General features: G+C 37.5%; 13 protein-coding genes. 6 read left to right on the top strand and 7 right to left on the bottom strand.

All coding sequences use genetic code 11. The features are described from left to right. Window positions 1–22: 22 nt before the first annotated feature. Together purU and H4J76_RS10840 are read right to left on the bottom strand one after the other, a co-directional pair. Window positions 23–883: a formyltetrahydrofolate deformylase gene (gene purU / locus H4J76_RS10845; RefSeq protein ID WP_182230585.1), complete on the bottom strand. Its 861-nt coding sequence runs from the start codon at window positions 881–883 to the stop codon at window positions 23–25. A gap of 123 nt (window positions 884–1,006) precedes the next feature. Beyond that, window positions 1,007–1,252, bottom strand: a complete 246-nt coding sequence (locus H4J76_RS10840) for a VF530 family DNA-binding protein (protein WP_182230584.1) — start codon at window positions 1,250–1,252, stop codon at window positions 1,007–1,009. Window positions 1,253–1,414: 162 nt separating this feature from the next. On the opposite strand from H4J76_RS10840, the gene H4J76_RS10835 reads away from it, so the two are divergent. After that, entirely contained in the window at window positions 1,415–3,295 is a 1,881-nt protein-coding gene (locus tag H4J76_RS10835; protein ID WP_182221455.1) for a methyl-accepting chemotaxis protein, read from the top strand. A gap of 96 nt (window positions 3,296–3,391) precedes the next feature. On the opposite strand, the gene H4J76_RS10830 is transcribed toward H4J76_RS10835, so the two are convergent. Both H4J76_RS10830 and H4J76_RS10825 read right to left on the bottom strand, forming a co-directional pair. Beyond that, the gene (locus H4J76_RS10830; protein ID WP_070375171.1) at window positions 3,392–4,120 is read right to left on the bottom strand and encodes a glutathione peroxidase; all 729 of its coding nucleotides are present in this window, start codon (window positions 4,118–4,120) and stop codon (window positions 3,392–3,394) included. A 155-nt stretch (window positions 4,121–4,275) separates the two neighbouring features. After that, window positions 4,276–7,530 (bottom strand): ATP-binding protein, encoded by a 3,255-nt coding sequence (locus H4J76_RS10825; RefSeq protein WP_182230583.1) that lies wholly within the window; start codon window positions 7,528–7,530, stop codon window positions 4,276–4,278. Window positions 7,531–7,839: 309 nt separating this feature from the next. On the opposite strand from H4J76_RS10825, the gene hutG reads away from it, so the two are divergent. Next, window positions 7,840–8,631, top strand: coding sequence for an N-formylglutamate deformylase (hutG, locus tag H4J76_RS10820; RefSeq protein ID WP_182230582.1), 792 nt, complete (start codon window positions 7,840–7,842; stop codon window positions 8,629–8,631). A gap of 139 nt (window positions 8,632–8,770) precedes the next feature. Then, the gene (locus H4J76_RS10815; protein ID WP_182230581.1) at window positions 8,771–10,132 is read left to right on the top strand and encodes a formimidoylglutamate deiminase; all 1,362 of its coding nucleotides are present in this window, start codon (window positions 8,771–8,773) and stop codon (window positions 10,130–10,132) included. An 86-nt stretch (window positions 10,133–10,218) separates the two neighbouring features. Here H4J76_RS10815 and H4J76_RS10810 read toward each other — a convergent pair whose 3' ends face one another. Beyond that, on the bottom strand, window positions 10,219–10,575 hold the full coding sequence (locus tag H4J76_RS10810; RefSeq protein ID WP_182218171.1) for a hypothetical protein: 357 nt from the start codon (window positions 10,573–10,575) through the stop codon (window positions 10,219–10,221). A 134-nt stretch (window positions 10,576–10,709) separates the two neighbouring features. Here H4J76_RS10810 and ccoG point away from each other — a divergent pair, with 134 nt between their 5' ends. Genes ccoG through H4J76_RS10795 form a run of 3 tightly spaced genes read left to right on the top strand, consistent with a single transcriptional unit; the run spans window position 10,710 to window position 13,794 of the window. After that, complete coding sequence (ccoG, locus tag H4J76_RS10805; protein WP_182221460.1) at window positions 10,710–12,143, top strand: cytochrome c oxidase accessory protein CcoG; 1,434 nt, start codon at window positions 10,710–10,712, stop codon at window positions 12,141–12,143. Continuing rightward, on the top strand, window positions 12,143–13,120 hold the full coding sequence (locus H4J76_RS10800) for a serine/threonine protein kinase (protein WP_070375165.1): 978 nt from the start codon (window positions 12,143–12,145) through the stop codon (window positions 13,118–13,120). The genes ccoG and H4J76_RS10800 overlap by 1 nt, the downstream gene beginning before the upstream one ends. Window positions 13,121–13,161: 41 nt before the next feature. After that, window positions 13,162–13,794, top strand: coding sequence for a thiol:disulfide interchange protein DsbA/DsbL (locus tag H4J76_RS10795; RefSeq protein ID WP_182218184.1), 633 nt, complete (start codon window positions 13,162–13,164; stop codon window positions 13,792–13,794). Window positions 13,795–13,824: 30 nt separating this feature from the next. Here H4J76_RS10795 and H4J76_RS10790 read toward each other — a convergent pair whose 3' ends face one another. After that, a complete protein-coding gene (locus H4J76_RS10790) occupies window positions 13,825–14,493 on the bottom strand; it encodes a TVP38/TMEM64 family protein (protein ID WP_182230580.1) in 669 nt (222 codons plus the stop codon). 11 nt (window positions 14,494–14,504) lie between these two features. After that, window positions 14,505–16,607, bottom strand: a complete 2,103-nt coding sequence (locus H4J76_RS10785; RefSeq protein WP_182230579.1) for an SHOCT domain-containing protein — start codon at window positions 16,605–16,607, stop codon at window positions 14,505–14,507. Window positions 16,608–16,622: the final 15 nt, after the last annotated feature.

The following is a 16,622-nucleotide window of genomic DNA, read 5'->3' as shown; positions in this document are numbered from 1 at the left end:
CGTTTACCTTATAAATTAACCGCTAAAGTAAAATAACTGTTTTGCCCTGATTCAAACAGACACGTTGCTCGGCATGCATTCTAACCGCATGAGACAATGCTGTTGCTTCAATGTCGTGACCACTATGAACCATCTGCTCTATCGTCAGGCTATGGTTAATGGCTTTTACTTCTTGCACAATAATAGGTCCTTCATCTAAGTCACTAGTAATATAGTGGGCGGTTGCGCCAATCACTTTCACACCACGTTGGTGGGCTTGATGGTAAGGTTTTGCGCCTTTAAAGCTGGGTAAAAAAGAATGATGAATATTAATCGCTCGACCTTGCCATTGTTGACAAAAATCATCAGACAAAATTTGCATATAACGCGCAAGCACTAATAAGTCTGTTTTGTAATTTATTAATAAGGCTTGTAGTTCACTTTCTTGTTGCGCTTTTGTCGAAGAAGAAATAGGTAAGTGATGAAAAGGAATTTTATGCCAATCAACTAAAGCTTGGCAGTCCAGATGGTTTGAAACCACAGCAGCAACATTAATAGGTAAAACACCGGCTTTAACTTTAGTTAATAACGACACCAAGCAATGGTCATCTTTAGATACCGCGATAACGACATTTGGAAAATCATCACGTTCTCTTAATTGAAAGTTCATCGCAAGCGGTTGGGCTAATTCGGCTATGGCTTGACGGAATTGTGCAATTGAAACGGTTAAGTTTCTGTCATCAAATGCGATACGCGAGAAAAAAATAGAGGTATACGGGTCGCTGTACTGTGAGGTTTCAGTAATAAAAGCGCCGTGTTGATAAAGGCTCTGAGAAACTTTTGCTAATACTCCTGAAGTATCAGGGCATTGCCAAGTTAAAATATAGTGATTAATGGGTTTCATACCTGACTCCAAAAAATAATGAATATGGAGTCAGTGTGACAGGTTTTTAATCAAGCAATTAGTTTATTGCGCTATAAGCTAAAATTTTTATTGAGTATGAGTGGCTTGCGAGATTATTGACCGCTATTTTTTTTCATCATTTGCTTGATGCACTTTATGATAATTCTTGATAAAAAGTGCTTCAACTTTTTCACGTGCCCATGGCGTTTTACGTAAAAATTTTAAGGTTGAATTGATACTAGGATCCTCAGTGAAGCATTTAATTTTTATTTTTTGACTAAGCGCAGGGTAACCAAAATATTCAACAAGTTCTGTAACAAGTGCTTTTAAGGTAATGCCGTGTAATGGGTTGAAAGGTTGATTGTCCATAAGAGTAATTAGCGATACTATCAATAAAAATATAGCGTTATTTTATCAGATTAATTTTGAAGTTGCTTTCAAAAGATTAAATGCAACGGGAAGTTGGATCTAGATATTTCCAGTGCTATGGTAATGCCATGAAGTTAGCTAATAAAGTAAGAGAGATCATCAGTGATTAAATTAAAATTTTCCCATAAAATTATTATGGTGACTACGGTATTATTACTAATAGCCTTGTCGGTATCTACATCAATTAATTATATATTCTTAAAAGATCACACCCAAAAAAATCTTAACAATGCCATCGATGAAATAGGCCGTTCGGTTTCTGGAAATATTGCGAACTGGTTAACGAATCGTCTACAAATAATCGATGCAGTGGCGCTTAATATTACTGACATTAATAGTCATGAAGAAATTTTTCATGCGGTTCAGCAAGCAGTAAAAGCCGGGAAGATGAAAAATACCTTTGTTGGACTAGCCAGTACCGGCGAATTTATTCTTGATGATTTAACGATACAACTCCCAGAAGGTTTTGATATTCGTCAGCGCCCTTGGTATTTACTTGCAAAAGAAGGACGTAAGTCTTCTTTTACTGAAACTTATATAGATGCCACGACGGATCAAAAAGTATTGACTGCTGTAGCGCCTATTTTGAAAAATGGACAATTTGTTGGTGCAGCTGGAGGTGATATTTTTCTAGATGAGATTTCATCGATTCTGAATGAAATTGATTTTCTTGATTTAGGCTATGCCTATTTAATGACTTCAAAAGGGAAGATTCTCAGTCATCCTGATGTGAAATATGTCGATAAAGATGTGAGTGAATTATTAGGTCAAACACCGCCATTTTCGAGTGACTTAAATGAGATTAATAATAACACCATAGTTTCATTTATCCCCATTAAAGGCATAGACTCGGTTAATTGGTATGTAGGTGTCGTACTTGACAGCGAAAAAGCTTACCAACCCATGGTGAACTCGAGAAACATTGCCATTATTGTGGTTATAGCTAGCTTACTTGCAACAATTATTCTTATGCATTTATTGTTTAGCTATTTAATGAAACCTATTCATACCTTAAACCTTGCCATAAAAGGTATTTCTCGTGGCGACGGTGATTTAACCCAACGTTTATCGGTTGAGAGCCACGATGAGTTTGGTGAACTATCAGAAAACTTTAATGATTTTATAGAAACTATGCATCATTCGATGCGACGAGTTAAAGAGTCAGCGGCGAATTTACAACAGCAGATTGGCCAAGTTCGACAAAGTTCACAAGTCGGTATTGATATGGCCGATCAACAGCTTAATCGTGGTGAAAGTGTATCGACAGCGGTAACCGAGTTAAATAACTCTTCACAAGAAATTTCGACTAACGCACTAACGGCTTCTAACTTAACATCAGGCATGCAAGCACAGTCAAATGAAGGGCTGGTGGCACTCAATGAAAATATTCAGTCAATTGAACATTTGTCGAAAATAATGACGCAGTCAAGCGGCGAAATCGAAAAATTAAGCAGTGAAACTAAAAATATAGTCAGCATTTTAGATGTTATTAAAGGGGTTAGTTCACAAACTAATTTACTCGCGTTAAATGCGGCTATTGAAGCGGCACGAGCAGGGGAACAGGGTCGAGGTTTTGCTGTGGTAGCTGATGAAGTTAGACAGTTAGCACAACGCACTCAAGAAGCGGCACTGGAAATCGAAACCATGATTGATAACTTAGAAACAGGCACTGACGCGGTGGTTATTTCTATGGACGAAAGTCAAAAAAATAGTACCAGTAGTGTGCAAAAAGCCAAAGTAGCCGACGAAAAAATGCAATTAATTATTCATATGTTACAACAGGTTGATAATGAAAATCATGCAGTAACTGAAGCTACTCAACAACAAGTTAATGTGATCAGATCAATTGATGAAGATATATTAAATTTGATGGATTTAAATCAGCAAGGCGTACAAAATTTACAGCAAACGCAGCAAGCTTGTGACAGTTTACAACAAGAATTCACCGGCTTAAATGATATAGTGGGTAAGTTTAAAGTCTAACGAGCAAGTGTAAAAAAAAGCTAGATAACGTGAGTTATCTAGCTTTTTTTATTGTATCGCCAACAATAAGTGTTGAGTGCTGGCTAATAATAAAGTTTAACCAAAGTAAGCAGCTAAATCTTCACTACCACCAATGTTTTTACCATCAATAAATACTTGTGGTACGGTATCTGAGTTAGTAATAGCACGGAACATTGAAGTATTTACGTCGCTACCAACGATCAATTCTTCAAACTTTAAACCTTGGCTTGTTAATAATGCTTTAGCCTTTTTACAAAATGGACAATCCGGCTTACTAAAAATTGTAATTTCTTGAGACTGCACCGCTTCAGGATTAATGTAATTGAGCATGGTATCGGCGTCAGATACTTCAAATGGGTCGCCAGGTAAATCAGGTTCAATGAACATTTTTTCTATAACGCCATTTTTTACTAGCATTGAATAGCGCCAGCTACGCTTACCAAAACCAATTTCTTTTTTATCAACTAATAAACCCATCGCTTGAGTAAAGTCACCATTGCCATCAGGAATGAAACTAATGTTGGCTGCGTCTTTGTCTTGTGCCCAAGCATTCATTACAAAGGTATCGTTAACAGAAATACAAACAATTTCATCAACACCATTAGCGTTAAATTTTTTCGCTAGTTCATTGTATCTTGGTAAATGTGAAGATGAACAAGTCGGTGTAAATGCGCCTGGTAATGAAAATACAATGACGGTTTTATTAGCAAAAATTTCATCACTGTTTCGACTTGCCCAACCATCGGCAGTAATAATAGGAAAAGTAGTGTTTGGAACTTGCTGTGTTTCTTTATTGGTAAACATAGTCACTCGCTTTGATTGATTTGAATCGATTAAGTGGTACTAGTATGGGTGAATAACTTGATTTAATAAAGTGATAAAAACAATTCACAATGATTGATTAAAGCGATTGATAATAAAAAAATTAATCTAGATTGATGATGAAAGAATCACATGACTTATAACAATAGCCAACGTTTAATTTCTTCGGTCATTATATCTAGTTGTAAATAAAGGTGGCTAGCAGATGCTTTTATATCTTTACTATTTTCAGCCCTGGCTTGCTGGCTAACCTCATTGAGCGTTTTAGCTATTTCAGGGTGGGAAAAATACCGTGTACTGCCTTTTAGCTTGTGAGCAAGTGCTTGTATATATTTATGATCAAAATTCTCGGTGGCGCTGAGCCACTGCTTTTTTTCTTTTTGCCATGAAGCGATAAAAAGTCGACCAACATTTTTACTCAGTTCGATGTCGTGCTCATTATTTTTCAGCAGCATGTCTAAATCAAAAAGGCTGAAATTTTGTTTAGTTAAGTCGTTTTTCTGCTGCTTCTTTAATAACTGTCGATAAGCATTGTTGAGCTTGTTGGTTATTTCTTCCTGTGGGCAAGGTTTAGCCATATAGTCATTGAAACCTGCAGTAATACACCTTTCTGCCGCGCCACTCAAAGCATCGGCGGTTACAGCAATTAACCAAAGCGGTCGGCTTTGCTCGCTTGCTGTTAACGTTTGAGCGAGTTCAAAACCATCAACATTTGGCATATGACAATCAGATATAATAATGTCATAAGCCTGTTTTTCATGTAAATCTAAAGCTTCTTGGCCGTCGTAAGCAATATCGGCTTTAATATTTAGACGCGCAAGTTGCGCACAGAGCACTTTAACGTTTACTAGGTTATCTTCGGCAATAAGAATACGTAGATCTTGAAAACGGTTATCGTCAGCGGCATTAATTAAACGCGTATTACTGCGACGGTTATCGGTGGAACTTTCTAAAGTTGACTGTTTTAGCTTTAAGCTAAAATGGAAAGAACTCCCTTGGTTTAGCGTTGAATCAATCTTAATTTCGCTACCCATCGCTGATATTATTTCTTGGCAAATACTTAACCCTAAACCCGTACCACCATATTTTCGCGTAATGTCGTCATCGGCTTGAATGAAGGGAGTAAATAAGAACGTTTGTTTTTCCGCCGCTATGCCCATGCCGGTGTCTTTTACTTCAAAATAAAGTGTGTCGTAGGTATTTTTATTGATAACCTCACTGCTAGCCACCGTAACAATTAAATCGATTTGCCCTTTATCGGTGAACTTAATCGCGTTACTAAGCAAATTATTAAGCACTTGTGTGAAGCGTGTTGGGTCGGTTAAATAGCAGTGGCTTATTTTATTGTCTATGTGTAAGTTAATTTCTAATGGTTTGTGGTGTTCAATGTGATTGAAGCCACTAATAATATTTTTACAAAGTAAATTAAAATTCACTGGCACCGACTCTAAAGTCAGTTTGCCGGCGTCCATCTTTGAAAAGTCGAGCACATCATTGAGCAAAGCGAGTAAGTTGGTTGCCGAGCCTTGTAATGTTTCAAGTAAATCATTCTGCTCTTTATTTAAAGGTGTGAAAGCAAGGGCTTCTGCCATACCTAATACACCGTTCATCGGCGTTCTAATTTCATGACTCATCCGCGCAAGAAAAGTTATTTTCGCTTGAGCTGATTTTTCAGCTTCTATTTTTGCAGACTCAGCAATTGATAATGCATGTTCAATTTTTAGTTGGGCAAGCTTTCTGACCCTAAGCTGTCGATAATAAATCCAAAAAATAATCAGCCCAAAAAGCATAATAGCGACAAACAAATAACTAACATTTCGATAAGCATTAGCAATTTGTTTATCGGCATTATTTTCATGGAAAGCCGTTTGACTCCATTTTGCATAAAGTCTTTCGTAATCTGTGGCAGAAAGACTTTTAATGGTGCGATTAAGTAAGCTAATAATAATATCGTTACCGGGGTTACTCGCGAAAAAAAACTGAGCATTATCATTAAAGTTTATTAATGGTTGGCTAGTGAGATTTGAGAGTTGATTTTCTTTAACCAAATAAGAAGAAATCAGAGAGCCACCAATAAAGACATCAGATTCACCCAAAGATACTGAAGTAATGGCCGCATTCATCGAGTCAAAGTAATTAAGGTGTGCAAAAGGAAGTTTTTCTATTAATAATTGGGTGGCATTAAAATTATTAACCACAGCAACTTTTTTGTCACCTATGCCACTTAAACCATCTATTATCGTGTCATTATAGCGATAAACCATACTATAACTGGCTTGCAAATAAGGCTCAGAAAAAATAAGCTTTTTCTCTCGGTCTTTATTGCGCTCAACCAACGGCAGTACATTAATTTTTTGCTGTGCTAAAGACGAAAAAATTTGCTCAATATTTTTTACATAAACAGGTTTATAGATAATACCGGTTCGCTCAGTTGAAAGCGTAAATAAATCAATGGTGAAGCCGCGCTCGGTAATGTGATTAAAGTTTTTAGTAATAATGTAGGGCGGAAAACCTCCAGACACCACAGGAAAGGAAAGTTGATTATGGTCAATAATAAAATCTTTTTCAGCAACAGATAAATTTGTAAAATAGGCGCCAAAAGTTAACGAGATATTTCCTTCATTTAAGGTAATGTATTTGCTATTCCATAACTCGGCTTGTTGTCGACTCACTGAGCGAATGCCATCGTTAATTTTATGCATCAAGCTTCTATTGTTTTTATTCACGGCAAAACGAAAGTAAACTTCTGGTGCTTCATCTTCAGTAATATGAAAATCACCACTGAGCTTATATTCGTTTAACTTTTCATTAAGTAACCAGGGTTTTGTTGCATATAAGGCATCATATTTTTGATAATCGCCAAGCAGCTTATCAATATCTTGATAATAATAACGTTCAATATGGCGACTAAGAAAATTTAAAGTTGACTGATCGTCAGAGTAGATACCTATTTGCAGACCATTACTTTTATTACTTTGAATGCGACGAAACACTTTTTGTTTGAATTTAGCATAGGGAATACTAAAAACTAAGTCTGTTTGATCTTGCTGGTAACGAGTAACGGCGACCACATCAATACTCTTATTAGCAAGCGATTGATAAGCCTTTTCTGTTGGCATGTAGCTAAACGATACTTCACGTTGATTATCTATTGCCCAAATCTGCCAATACTCTTTAAGAAAGTTAACCAGCAGTTGAAACTTCTCTCCAGAAGCTGCATTGATTGACGACCTATCAGGTAAAGCTATTCGAAGGGGCGCTTTATTGTGGGATAGTTGCTCTGCATAGACACTAAAAGTGACTAACAAAATACTGCACAATAATGTGCGCTTAAGCCAAGTAGACAAGGGCCATAACATACTCTTTATATCGCTTATAATGTCATCATCCATGGTTTAAAACTTAGATTTTTATTTAAGTTTATCTATGAAGGCAGAAGTGAAGTATTAATAAATACACTCTATGCTATAAGTTGCAAACCAGCAAATTTTAATAAATAAGTGATTGATTTAATATAATGAAAATCAGATGTTTTTTAGGTAATACGACTTACTGCTACCCGGGGGCTTATTAAATAAACCTTAGTGGCCAACAAGTAAAGCAACTAAAAAGATCAGCATCACAACGCAATAAATTTGCTTGCTACAGTAACAGCATGATAAATTACCCCTAAAGTTGTATATACAATTAAAAGGTTGAAGATGTCTAACACTTACACGTTAATAAAAGGTCGAATTCCATTGCTTATCAGCATGCCGCATAACGGTGAGGCTTTACCTGAATATATTGCCAATAAAATGACTGAACAAGGCAGGAGAGTGGCTGATACTGATTGGCATAAAGACAAGCTTTACGCGTTTGCTCAAGCGCTTGGTGCGTATATTATCATGCCCAAATATAGCCGCTATGTCATTGACCTAAATCGAGATCCAGCAGGTGTTGATTTATACCCTGGTGCCAACAGTACTGAATTGTGTCCGACGACTTCATTTGACCTTGCGCCACTTTACCTTGAAGGACAAGCACCAGACAAAGATGAAATATTACATCGAGTAACCACGTATTGGCAGCCTTATCATAAAGCATTAAAAAGCACTCTAGCTGACATGCAGAATGAATTTGGTAAAGCCGTTTTACTAGAGGCTCATTCTATTTTGTCGACCGTGCCGAGATTTTTTGAAGGCCAATTACCCGATTTTAATTTTGGTACCGCTGATGGTAAAAGCTGCGCGCCTGAATTAATCACTGCACTACAAAAACTTGATTACTCACCTTATAGCATGATCACTAACGGGCGGTTTAAAGGCGGCTTTATTACTCGAGAGTATGGTCAACCGCAAAAAAATATTCATGCGGTACAGTTAGAGCTTTCACAACGTACTTACATGAGTGAGCCCAGTCCAGAATACAATGAAGCGTTGGCAAGTGAGGTTATTCCTAAGCTTAAACAGTTAGTAGAAACCTTGATTAAGTTTTCACAACAAAAAGCCTAGTGTAGGTGTGCTCGTATGAATGAGTCGCGATAACTATTTTATTAAGCCTTAATCATTAGTCAGTGGTGAATAGGTAAACGCAGTAAATGTAGTAAATGTAGATTGGGTTTTACAACAAAAATTAGCAAAGGTATTTTCGATGAAGTTATTTGCAGAACGTATTTTATTAAGCAGCGGTTGGCACACGCAGCAAACATTAACCATAGAAAATGGAGTGATCACCGCAATAACATCAGGCCATATTGACGGCGCTGAGCAAGTAGGGGTTGTTATTCCTGGTATGGTTAATTGCCACTCCCATGCTTTTCAACGTGCCTTTGCGGGTTTCAGTGAACAAGGTAGTGAAGGGCAAGACAGTTTTTGGACATGGCGAAGCATCATGTACAAATTTATCGATCAACTGACGGTAAACGATGCCGAAATAATTGCCCGACAGCTTTATATTGAAATGCTTAAAATGGGTTATACCCGTGTTGCAGAATTTCATTATTTACATCATGAAATTAATGGTGAAAACCATGATGAACTTGCTGCCATGGCAAAAGCCATTTTTAAGGCCAGTCAGCAATCGGGAATTGGTTTAACATTATTACCGGTACTTTATCGTTTCAGAGGCTTTGGTCCTTTACCGGCAAATGACGGCCAAAAGCGCTTTATTAATTCAGTAGAACAATTCAATCAACTGGTCAGTGACTGCTTTGCCTTAAGTGCTGATTATCAAAATACCAATGTTGGCATTGCGCCTCACTCATTAAGAGCGGTTGACAAAACGTCGCTAGAGCAAGCAGTAAAACATGTTCGTAGTTTAGATCATAAAGCGCCAGTGCATATTCATATCGCTGAGCAGCAAAAAGAAGTCAATGATTGTTTAGCGCATTATGGTCAACGTCCGGTGGAATGGTTATTAAATAATGTCACATTAGACCCGCAATGGTGTTTGATTCATGCAACACATATCAACGAACAAGAACGCCAAGGAATTATTGCCAGTAAAGCGATTGCAGGAATTTGCCCAACCACTGAAGCAAATCTAGGTGACGGTATTTTCCCCACCAGTGAATTTTTAGCAGAAAATGGTACCTTAGCGATTGGCTCTGACAGCCATATTTCAGTGAATCCTATCGAAGAGTTACGCTGGTTAGAATACGCACAACGCTTAATTAAGCAACAACGTGCTATTTTAGCAACAGAAAATCAACCTTCAGTGGGTCGTAATTTGTGGCAACAAGCAGCCTTAGGCGGCGCTCAAAGTACAAATAGCAATACCGGTGAGTTAGCGATAGGTAAACAAGCGGATTTACTGGTACTTAATGCCAAAAAAGTGGCTTTGTTTGCTCACCACGACCAACACTTATTAGACAGTATGATTTTTGCAAGTCAGCATAATATGATTAACGACGTTATGGTCAATGGCCACTGGGTGATTAACGGCGGTGTTCATCACCTAGAGCAAGAGTCTGAACAAGCATTCTCTAAGCTATTGGCCAGTCTTTCTGCTTAGCATTAAACGGTTATCGCGCATCTAAGTTTTAGAACTGCTCGATAACAGCTTTATATCTTTTATAGGTTATTAATTTTTTAATTTACCTATAATAAAGAACTATACTGAGCAATTGTTTTACAAACTTTCGCTTGGTTGTCTCGGTGCAAATGTGGGGATTGTTGTTTGGCATTACAAAAATCAGTAAAAAAAGCTTTTACCGACTTTCTATCGCTGGTTATTTCTTTTAAAAATTGTTGTTCTTCAAGACTAAAATTGACAAGCTGACTCTTTAAGTCAGTATAAATTTTATCGGCCTTCAACCTTACTTTGGTATCTGTAGCTTCTGAAAAGGCATTAGAAATGACGTTTTTCTGTTCTGAAAACCACTCGTCTACTTCTGGTTGTGGATAAAAGTGTAAAAATAATGCCGCGGCGACGATTAAGATCAATAAATTTTTCATAATTCTTTATATAATTGAATGATTATATAAGAATAATCAATTTTGGGCTTATTCACTAATATTAATTGTTTTATAACGTATTCTTAGATAAATATCGTTATAATCTTGAGGCTCTCGTATATCAAGGATTTATCGTGAAATCAGAAGACAAGATCAAAAAAGCGCAGATACAAATTCCCGTTAAAAACATTAAAATACATCAACCCAATCAGGTAGAAACCTACCAGCCTCGTGATCAAATTTATGTGCGCAAAGTAAGTGGTATTTTCCAATTACTTAGGCAGCGGATGAACTTTTTTTTCTTAGCACTTTTTGCGGTACTGCCTTGGTTGCGATATAACGATCATCAAGCCATTTTATTTGATATTGCCGAACAACGCTTCACGCTCTTTGGACTAACCTTGTGGCCACAAGATTTAACCTTACTCGCTTGGCTCTGTATTCTTAGTGCTTTTTTACTGTTTTTTGTTACCACCTTTTTAGGGCGTGTTTGGTGTGGATATTTATGCCCACAAACTGTCTGGACCTTTATTTTTATCTGGTTTGAAGAAAAAATTGAAGGTACCGCTAATCAGCGTAAAAAACTGGACAGCCGCGAACTTGATTTTGACAAATTCTGGCGTAAAGCCTTAAAACATACTTGTTGGTTATTTTTCTCAATACTAACGGCACTAACGTTTGTCGGTTATTTTGCACCGGTTGATGAAGTGTTTATTGACTTTTTTACTTTTCAGGCCTCGTTTGCTTTAGCAGCGACTGTTTGGTTCTTTGCTTTTTGTACTTATGGTAATGCTGGCTGGATGCGTGAAATTATGTGTCTACATATGTGTCCTTATGCACGCTTCCAATCAGCGATGTTTGATAAAGATACCTTAACGGTTTCATATGACTTTAATCGCGGTGAAAGCCGTGGTGCACGCTCTCGTAAAGTAGCACATGAATCATTAGAATTAGGTGACTGTATTGACTGCAACCTTTGTGTGCAGGTCTGTCCAACCGGTATAGATATTCGTAACGGCTTACAATATGAATGTATAAACTGTGGTGCATGTGTTGACGCATGTGACGGGGTTATGGACAAAATGAATTACCCGAAAGGGCTAATACGTTACACCACCGAACATGAGTTACAAGGTAAAAAAGTTCATTTTATTCGTTCAAAATTAGTGGGTTATGCCATCGTTCTGGTAGTAATGTGTAGCTTGTTAGTTTTAGAAATTGTTAATCGAGCTCCGGTCACTATGGACATTATTCGCGACAGAAATGAACTGGCCAAAGAAAAATTTAACGGTGATATAGAAAATGTGTACACCTTAAAAATCTTAAATAAATCGCAAACTGATAACGTTTATCGCTTGTCTGTTAAGGGTATTGAAAACACTAAGTGGCATGGCGAACAAGAAGTCATGGTAAAAGCCGCCGCTGTGTATACGTTACCAATGAGTCTGTCCGTAGACCCCTATGAATTAAAAGGTTACATGACCGATATTTCATTTGTTATTGAGTTGGTTTCAGAGGAAGATGATGTTTCTCTTGAACATGAAAGCAGGTTTTTTAATAAACGCTAATGTCTGTATTTGATTTTACTACCCTATCACCCGACTTGATCTTAGATGGCCTAGAAAGTACTGGCCTCTTTGTTGACAGTGGCTTGCTGGCTTTAAATAGTTATGAAAACCGTGTTTATCAATTTCACGACGAAGATAAGAAAAAATACGTCACCAAGTTTTATCGACCACAACGCTGGACCGAAGCTGAACTTAGAGAAGAGCATAGCTTTTCTTTTGAGTTAGCAAAACATGAATTACCTTTAGTTGCGCCGTTAAAAATTGGTGGTGAATCGCTTTTTTCTCATCAAGGTTTTCATTTTGCTATCTACCCTTGTCGGGGCGGACGTATTTTCGAAGTAGACAATTTAGATCAGCTTGAATGGATGGGACGATTTTTAGGGCGTATTCATGCCGTTGCGGCGACAAAACCTTTTAAACATCGCCCGACCTATAACAAGCAAGAAATGCTTTTTCAGGCCACCGATATTATAAAAGACTCTGGTTTTGTGCCACATTACCTAAGCAAAGCTTTTTTTACTATTTTAGAACAAGTGGTTGATATTGCTGCGCAACAATATCAACCCAGCCATGAAATACGTTTACACGGTGATTGTCATGCCGGTAATATTTTATGGACAGACAAAGGTCCACATTTCGTCGATTTAGATGATTGTCGCATGGGACCTGCTATTCAAGACCTATGGATGATGCTTTCAGGTGATCGCCAACAACGGTTATTACAACTTGATACTATGCTTTCGGGATACGAAGAGTTTTATTCATTTGAACCCAAGCAACTTATTTTGATAGAATCATTACGTACCATGCGTGTTGTTAATTATATGGCTTGGTTATGTAAGCGCTGGCAAGACCCAGCGTTCCCGCATAACTTCCCATGGTTTAATACCGATAAGTATTGGGAACAGCAAATTTTAATGTTGAAAGAGCAAGTGTCTGCCCTTCAACAGCCACCATTAAGTTTATTACCTGCATAATTATTAATAGCGCAGGGCTATTGTTTGAGGAAAAACGTTAAATGAAAAAATTATTGAGTTTATTTGTGATGTTATTATTGCCATTAATGGCATCAGCAGCAAATTATCAAGAAGGTACGCATTACACGATCGTGAGCGAACAGGCGACCAAAAAGCCTGAAGTACGTGAATTCTTTTCATTTTACTGTCCACATTGTTTCAAGTTTTCACCTTTCATGACTAGCGTTAAAAAGCAGTTACCAGCAGGAGTTAAATTTGAATTCAATCACGTTGATTTTTTACGCGGCGCTTCTCAAGTTATGCAGGAAACGTTAAGTAAAGCGGTAGTTGTTGCCGAGCAAATGGACATGGAAAGTAAGCTAATGGGCGCACTTTTTAATTATATTCATGTGCAGCGCGCAGTCTTTACTTCTGAAAAAGATATTCGTAATGTTTTTGTTTTGAATGGCGCTGATGGCGAAAAGTTTGACAAATTAATGAAAAGCTTTGGTGTAAATAGCCAAGTAAAACAAATGAAGAAAAAGCAAACCTACTACGCAAAAAGTGGTGGTTTAACAGGTGTGCCAGCCGTTATTGTTAATGGCCGCTACAAAATTGAAAATGCAGGTTTAGACAAAAACAACTTTGAAGCTGACTATAATAACTTAGTGAAGTACTTGTTAACACTCAACTAAATGACCGTTAGCAAGACAATAAAAAAGGAGCTAAACAGCTCCTTTTTTATTGCGTTTTTTTTCTTTTTTATACAATAAATAGCCAAAAATTAACGCAACAACCAGTAAAGATAAACTCAGTAATATTTGCTGTTCCTCACCAACTTTAATACCTGCGCCCAGTAATGAAAATATCAACATCTGTGGAATAAAGCCAACACAAGTGCCTGTAACATATGGGATAAACTTTACCTTAGCCATGCCTGCCAATATGTTGGTTAAAAAGTTTGAGCCCGCAGGTAACAAACGAATGACTAGGGCTTTGCTGAAGGTGTCCGTTGAGAAAAAAGCAGACAGCACCATTACTTTGTCGGGGTAAGCGTCAAGCACCCTTTGTCTAAAAAAGGTTTTTGCGATAAATAACGTTAGCATGCAACCGAGTGTTGCCGCTAAAGTGGCCAGCAACGTCCCATAAACAATGCCAAAGATGTAACCACAAGAAAAAGCAGCGACTTGCCTGGGTAAACCGATACTGGTCAGTAATGCCAATAGGCTTAACACCATTAACACCCCCAGATACCCTTGAGGAATAAACTGGTCAAGTAGTGGCTGTAGGTTGTTGTTTTTCAATACATCTAAAGAAAATAACACGCTAAAAAGAATGGCAATACTAATTAATGTGGTCATTAAAAAAAGTGTTTTAGTTTGTTTGCTCAGCATCTCTATCCATATTAAACAATCATATCTGATAAAATTTTCGCTTTAGCTAAACTAAACTCTTCATCGGTTAAAAAACCCTGTTGCTTTAAATCAACAAGCTTGTCTAGCGAACTTATTAATTCGGAGTCATGAACAACAATGTCGTGCAATACCGCTGCGGTTTGCTTACTAGGTAGCGGTTCTTCTATTACGGATGCATCAATGCTTTCAGGCTCGGCCTTTTTTTTCTTAAAAACTTTTTTTATCGCGCTCTTAGCGATGGTTACTTTCAGCGGTCGTACCGTTGTTGCTTCTGGATTCAGCTGGCTGGCAATAAACCAACTCCAATCAATTAATGACTCTAAAATATCAAAATATTTAGCTTTGGTTAGACGCTGGTTACCTTTTCTAAAATATAAGCATACAACATATGTTTTAGCGTTTTTATCGGTTAAATAAAGCAGGACTTGTCGAGTTTCATCATCAATAAGCTTATGGCGATGCGCTTGATCAAATGACAAGCGCAGTTTGTTCTCGCATTGCTCATTGTAACCATGGTCAATATCTTCATTAATAATACTGACGTTGTTATCGTTTACCCAAATTTCACTTTTAACTATATCGGCAGTAGCCAATTGACTGTCTATTTCTGACTGATGGCGCTTGTAAAACGATACGGTTGTTTGGCTAGTATCGAGTTCAAAGCGTGCAAACATACCTCTTAATTTTGCTTTTTGATTGACCGTTTTTAGCCGTACTCGATAAAGCACCACCGCAACCACTAATATAAACAGGGTAAGCAGTAGTTTGCCATAAGCGCTATTGTTGAGTGGCAACAATTGTTCATCACTTTTATTCTCTAACTGAATACTCTTACTATTGTCACTTTTTAACGGGATAGCCTTTACCGATAATAATTGTTTATTGGTTAAATCTAACAGTAAGGGTTCGCCGTTGTGATCAAAGAGTAATGACACTTTATTTTTTGGAGAAAGCTCATCACGACTAAACGACAAAATAGGTAATGCAGCGCGACTTTGAGCCTCACTATTTACCATCGTGGTATTCAATTGGGCAAGTTGCCAATTTTTTGCATCGTTAATAAGATATAAGACACTTCCCACTGACGCTTCTAGGTTTCGCCCATAATAAGGGAAAATATTTCCATCAGTTCCTTGAGTAGATTTCAGCGGAAAAACAAGGTTATTTTGGTAAGAGTCTCGCCAGTCAGCACCTTTATCAGCAACAACAACTTGGTGACCGCCATCGTAGTCATGTTCTACGAGTAATGCGCCATAATGTTTTTTTGACCACGAAAAAGAACTAATGCTTTGAGCGCCTAAAATAAAGATCTCATTGTTAACGTCGTTTGTTTTCATAAAAGGGTTACTACTGGGCACCCTATAATTTCTTAAGCCAAATTTCTCAGGGTTAATGCGTAACACAACGCCAGAATATAAAGCACCTTCGCTAGCGTTGGCTGAGCTAGCGTTACTGTCAGATAAAGCAACAAGCATTAAGCCATAATCATCGTGCCATACTTTATTATATGGATTAAAGGCAATTTTCTGTATTTGATGTGTGGCAGTTGGCACCGCAATTCTCAGCACTTCTCTGCGTTGCTGCACATCAATTTTAATTGCCGCTGTGTTGTCGTATTGCCACTGTGTTATCACAGCGTCAAATGGCAATGCAACGGGATCGGCTAACAGCGTTAATCGCGCAACATTATTATTTGTTTTAGCGGGCTCAATATGTGCAGTAAAAAAGTTTTGGAAGCCAGTTTTATCTGCTAACGAAAAACTGGGGTGTAACGTTAGCGCGGTTAATTTAACTTGTTTATCGGTAGTATGATTATTTAAAGGTAAGCTTGCTAAAAAAGTGAGCTTGGCATTATTAAGTAAAGACAATTCGCCAGCAGCGTCTGCAATTAAGTATTGTTGCTTATTCTCATTATTAACAGGTAATGCAATAACGGTTATTTTATTGGTTGAACTTAGGCTAGGTAGCTGCGCTAAAACTTCGAGTTGAACTTCTTCAGCAATCGTTGTTAAGGGCGTTAATAGGCAGCAAAAAGCCAGCAACACTGGAAGTGTTTGCGTAGTTATTTTTTTTATATAATGAAAAACGTCCATATTTTGCCAACAATC

The sequence above is a fragment of the Colwellia sp. BRX9-1 genome, assembly GCF_014077195.1.
Lineage (GTDB): Bacteria > Pseudomonadota > Gammaproteobacteria > Enterobacterales > Alteromonadaceae > Colwellia_A.
Note: the sequence above shows the minus strand (reverse complement) of the source record. Positions and strands in the feature narration are given on the sequence as shown.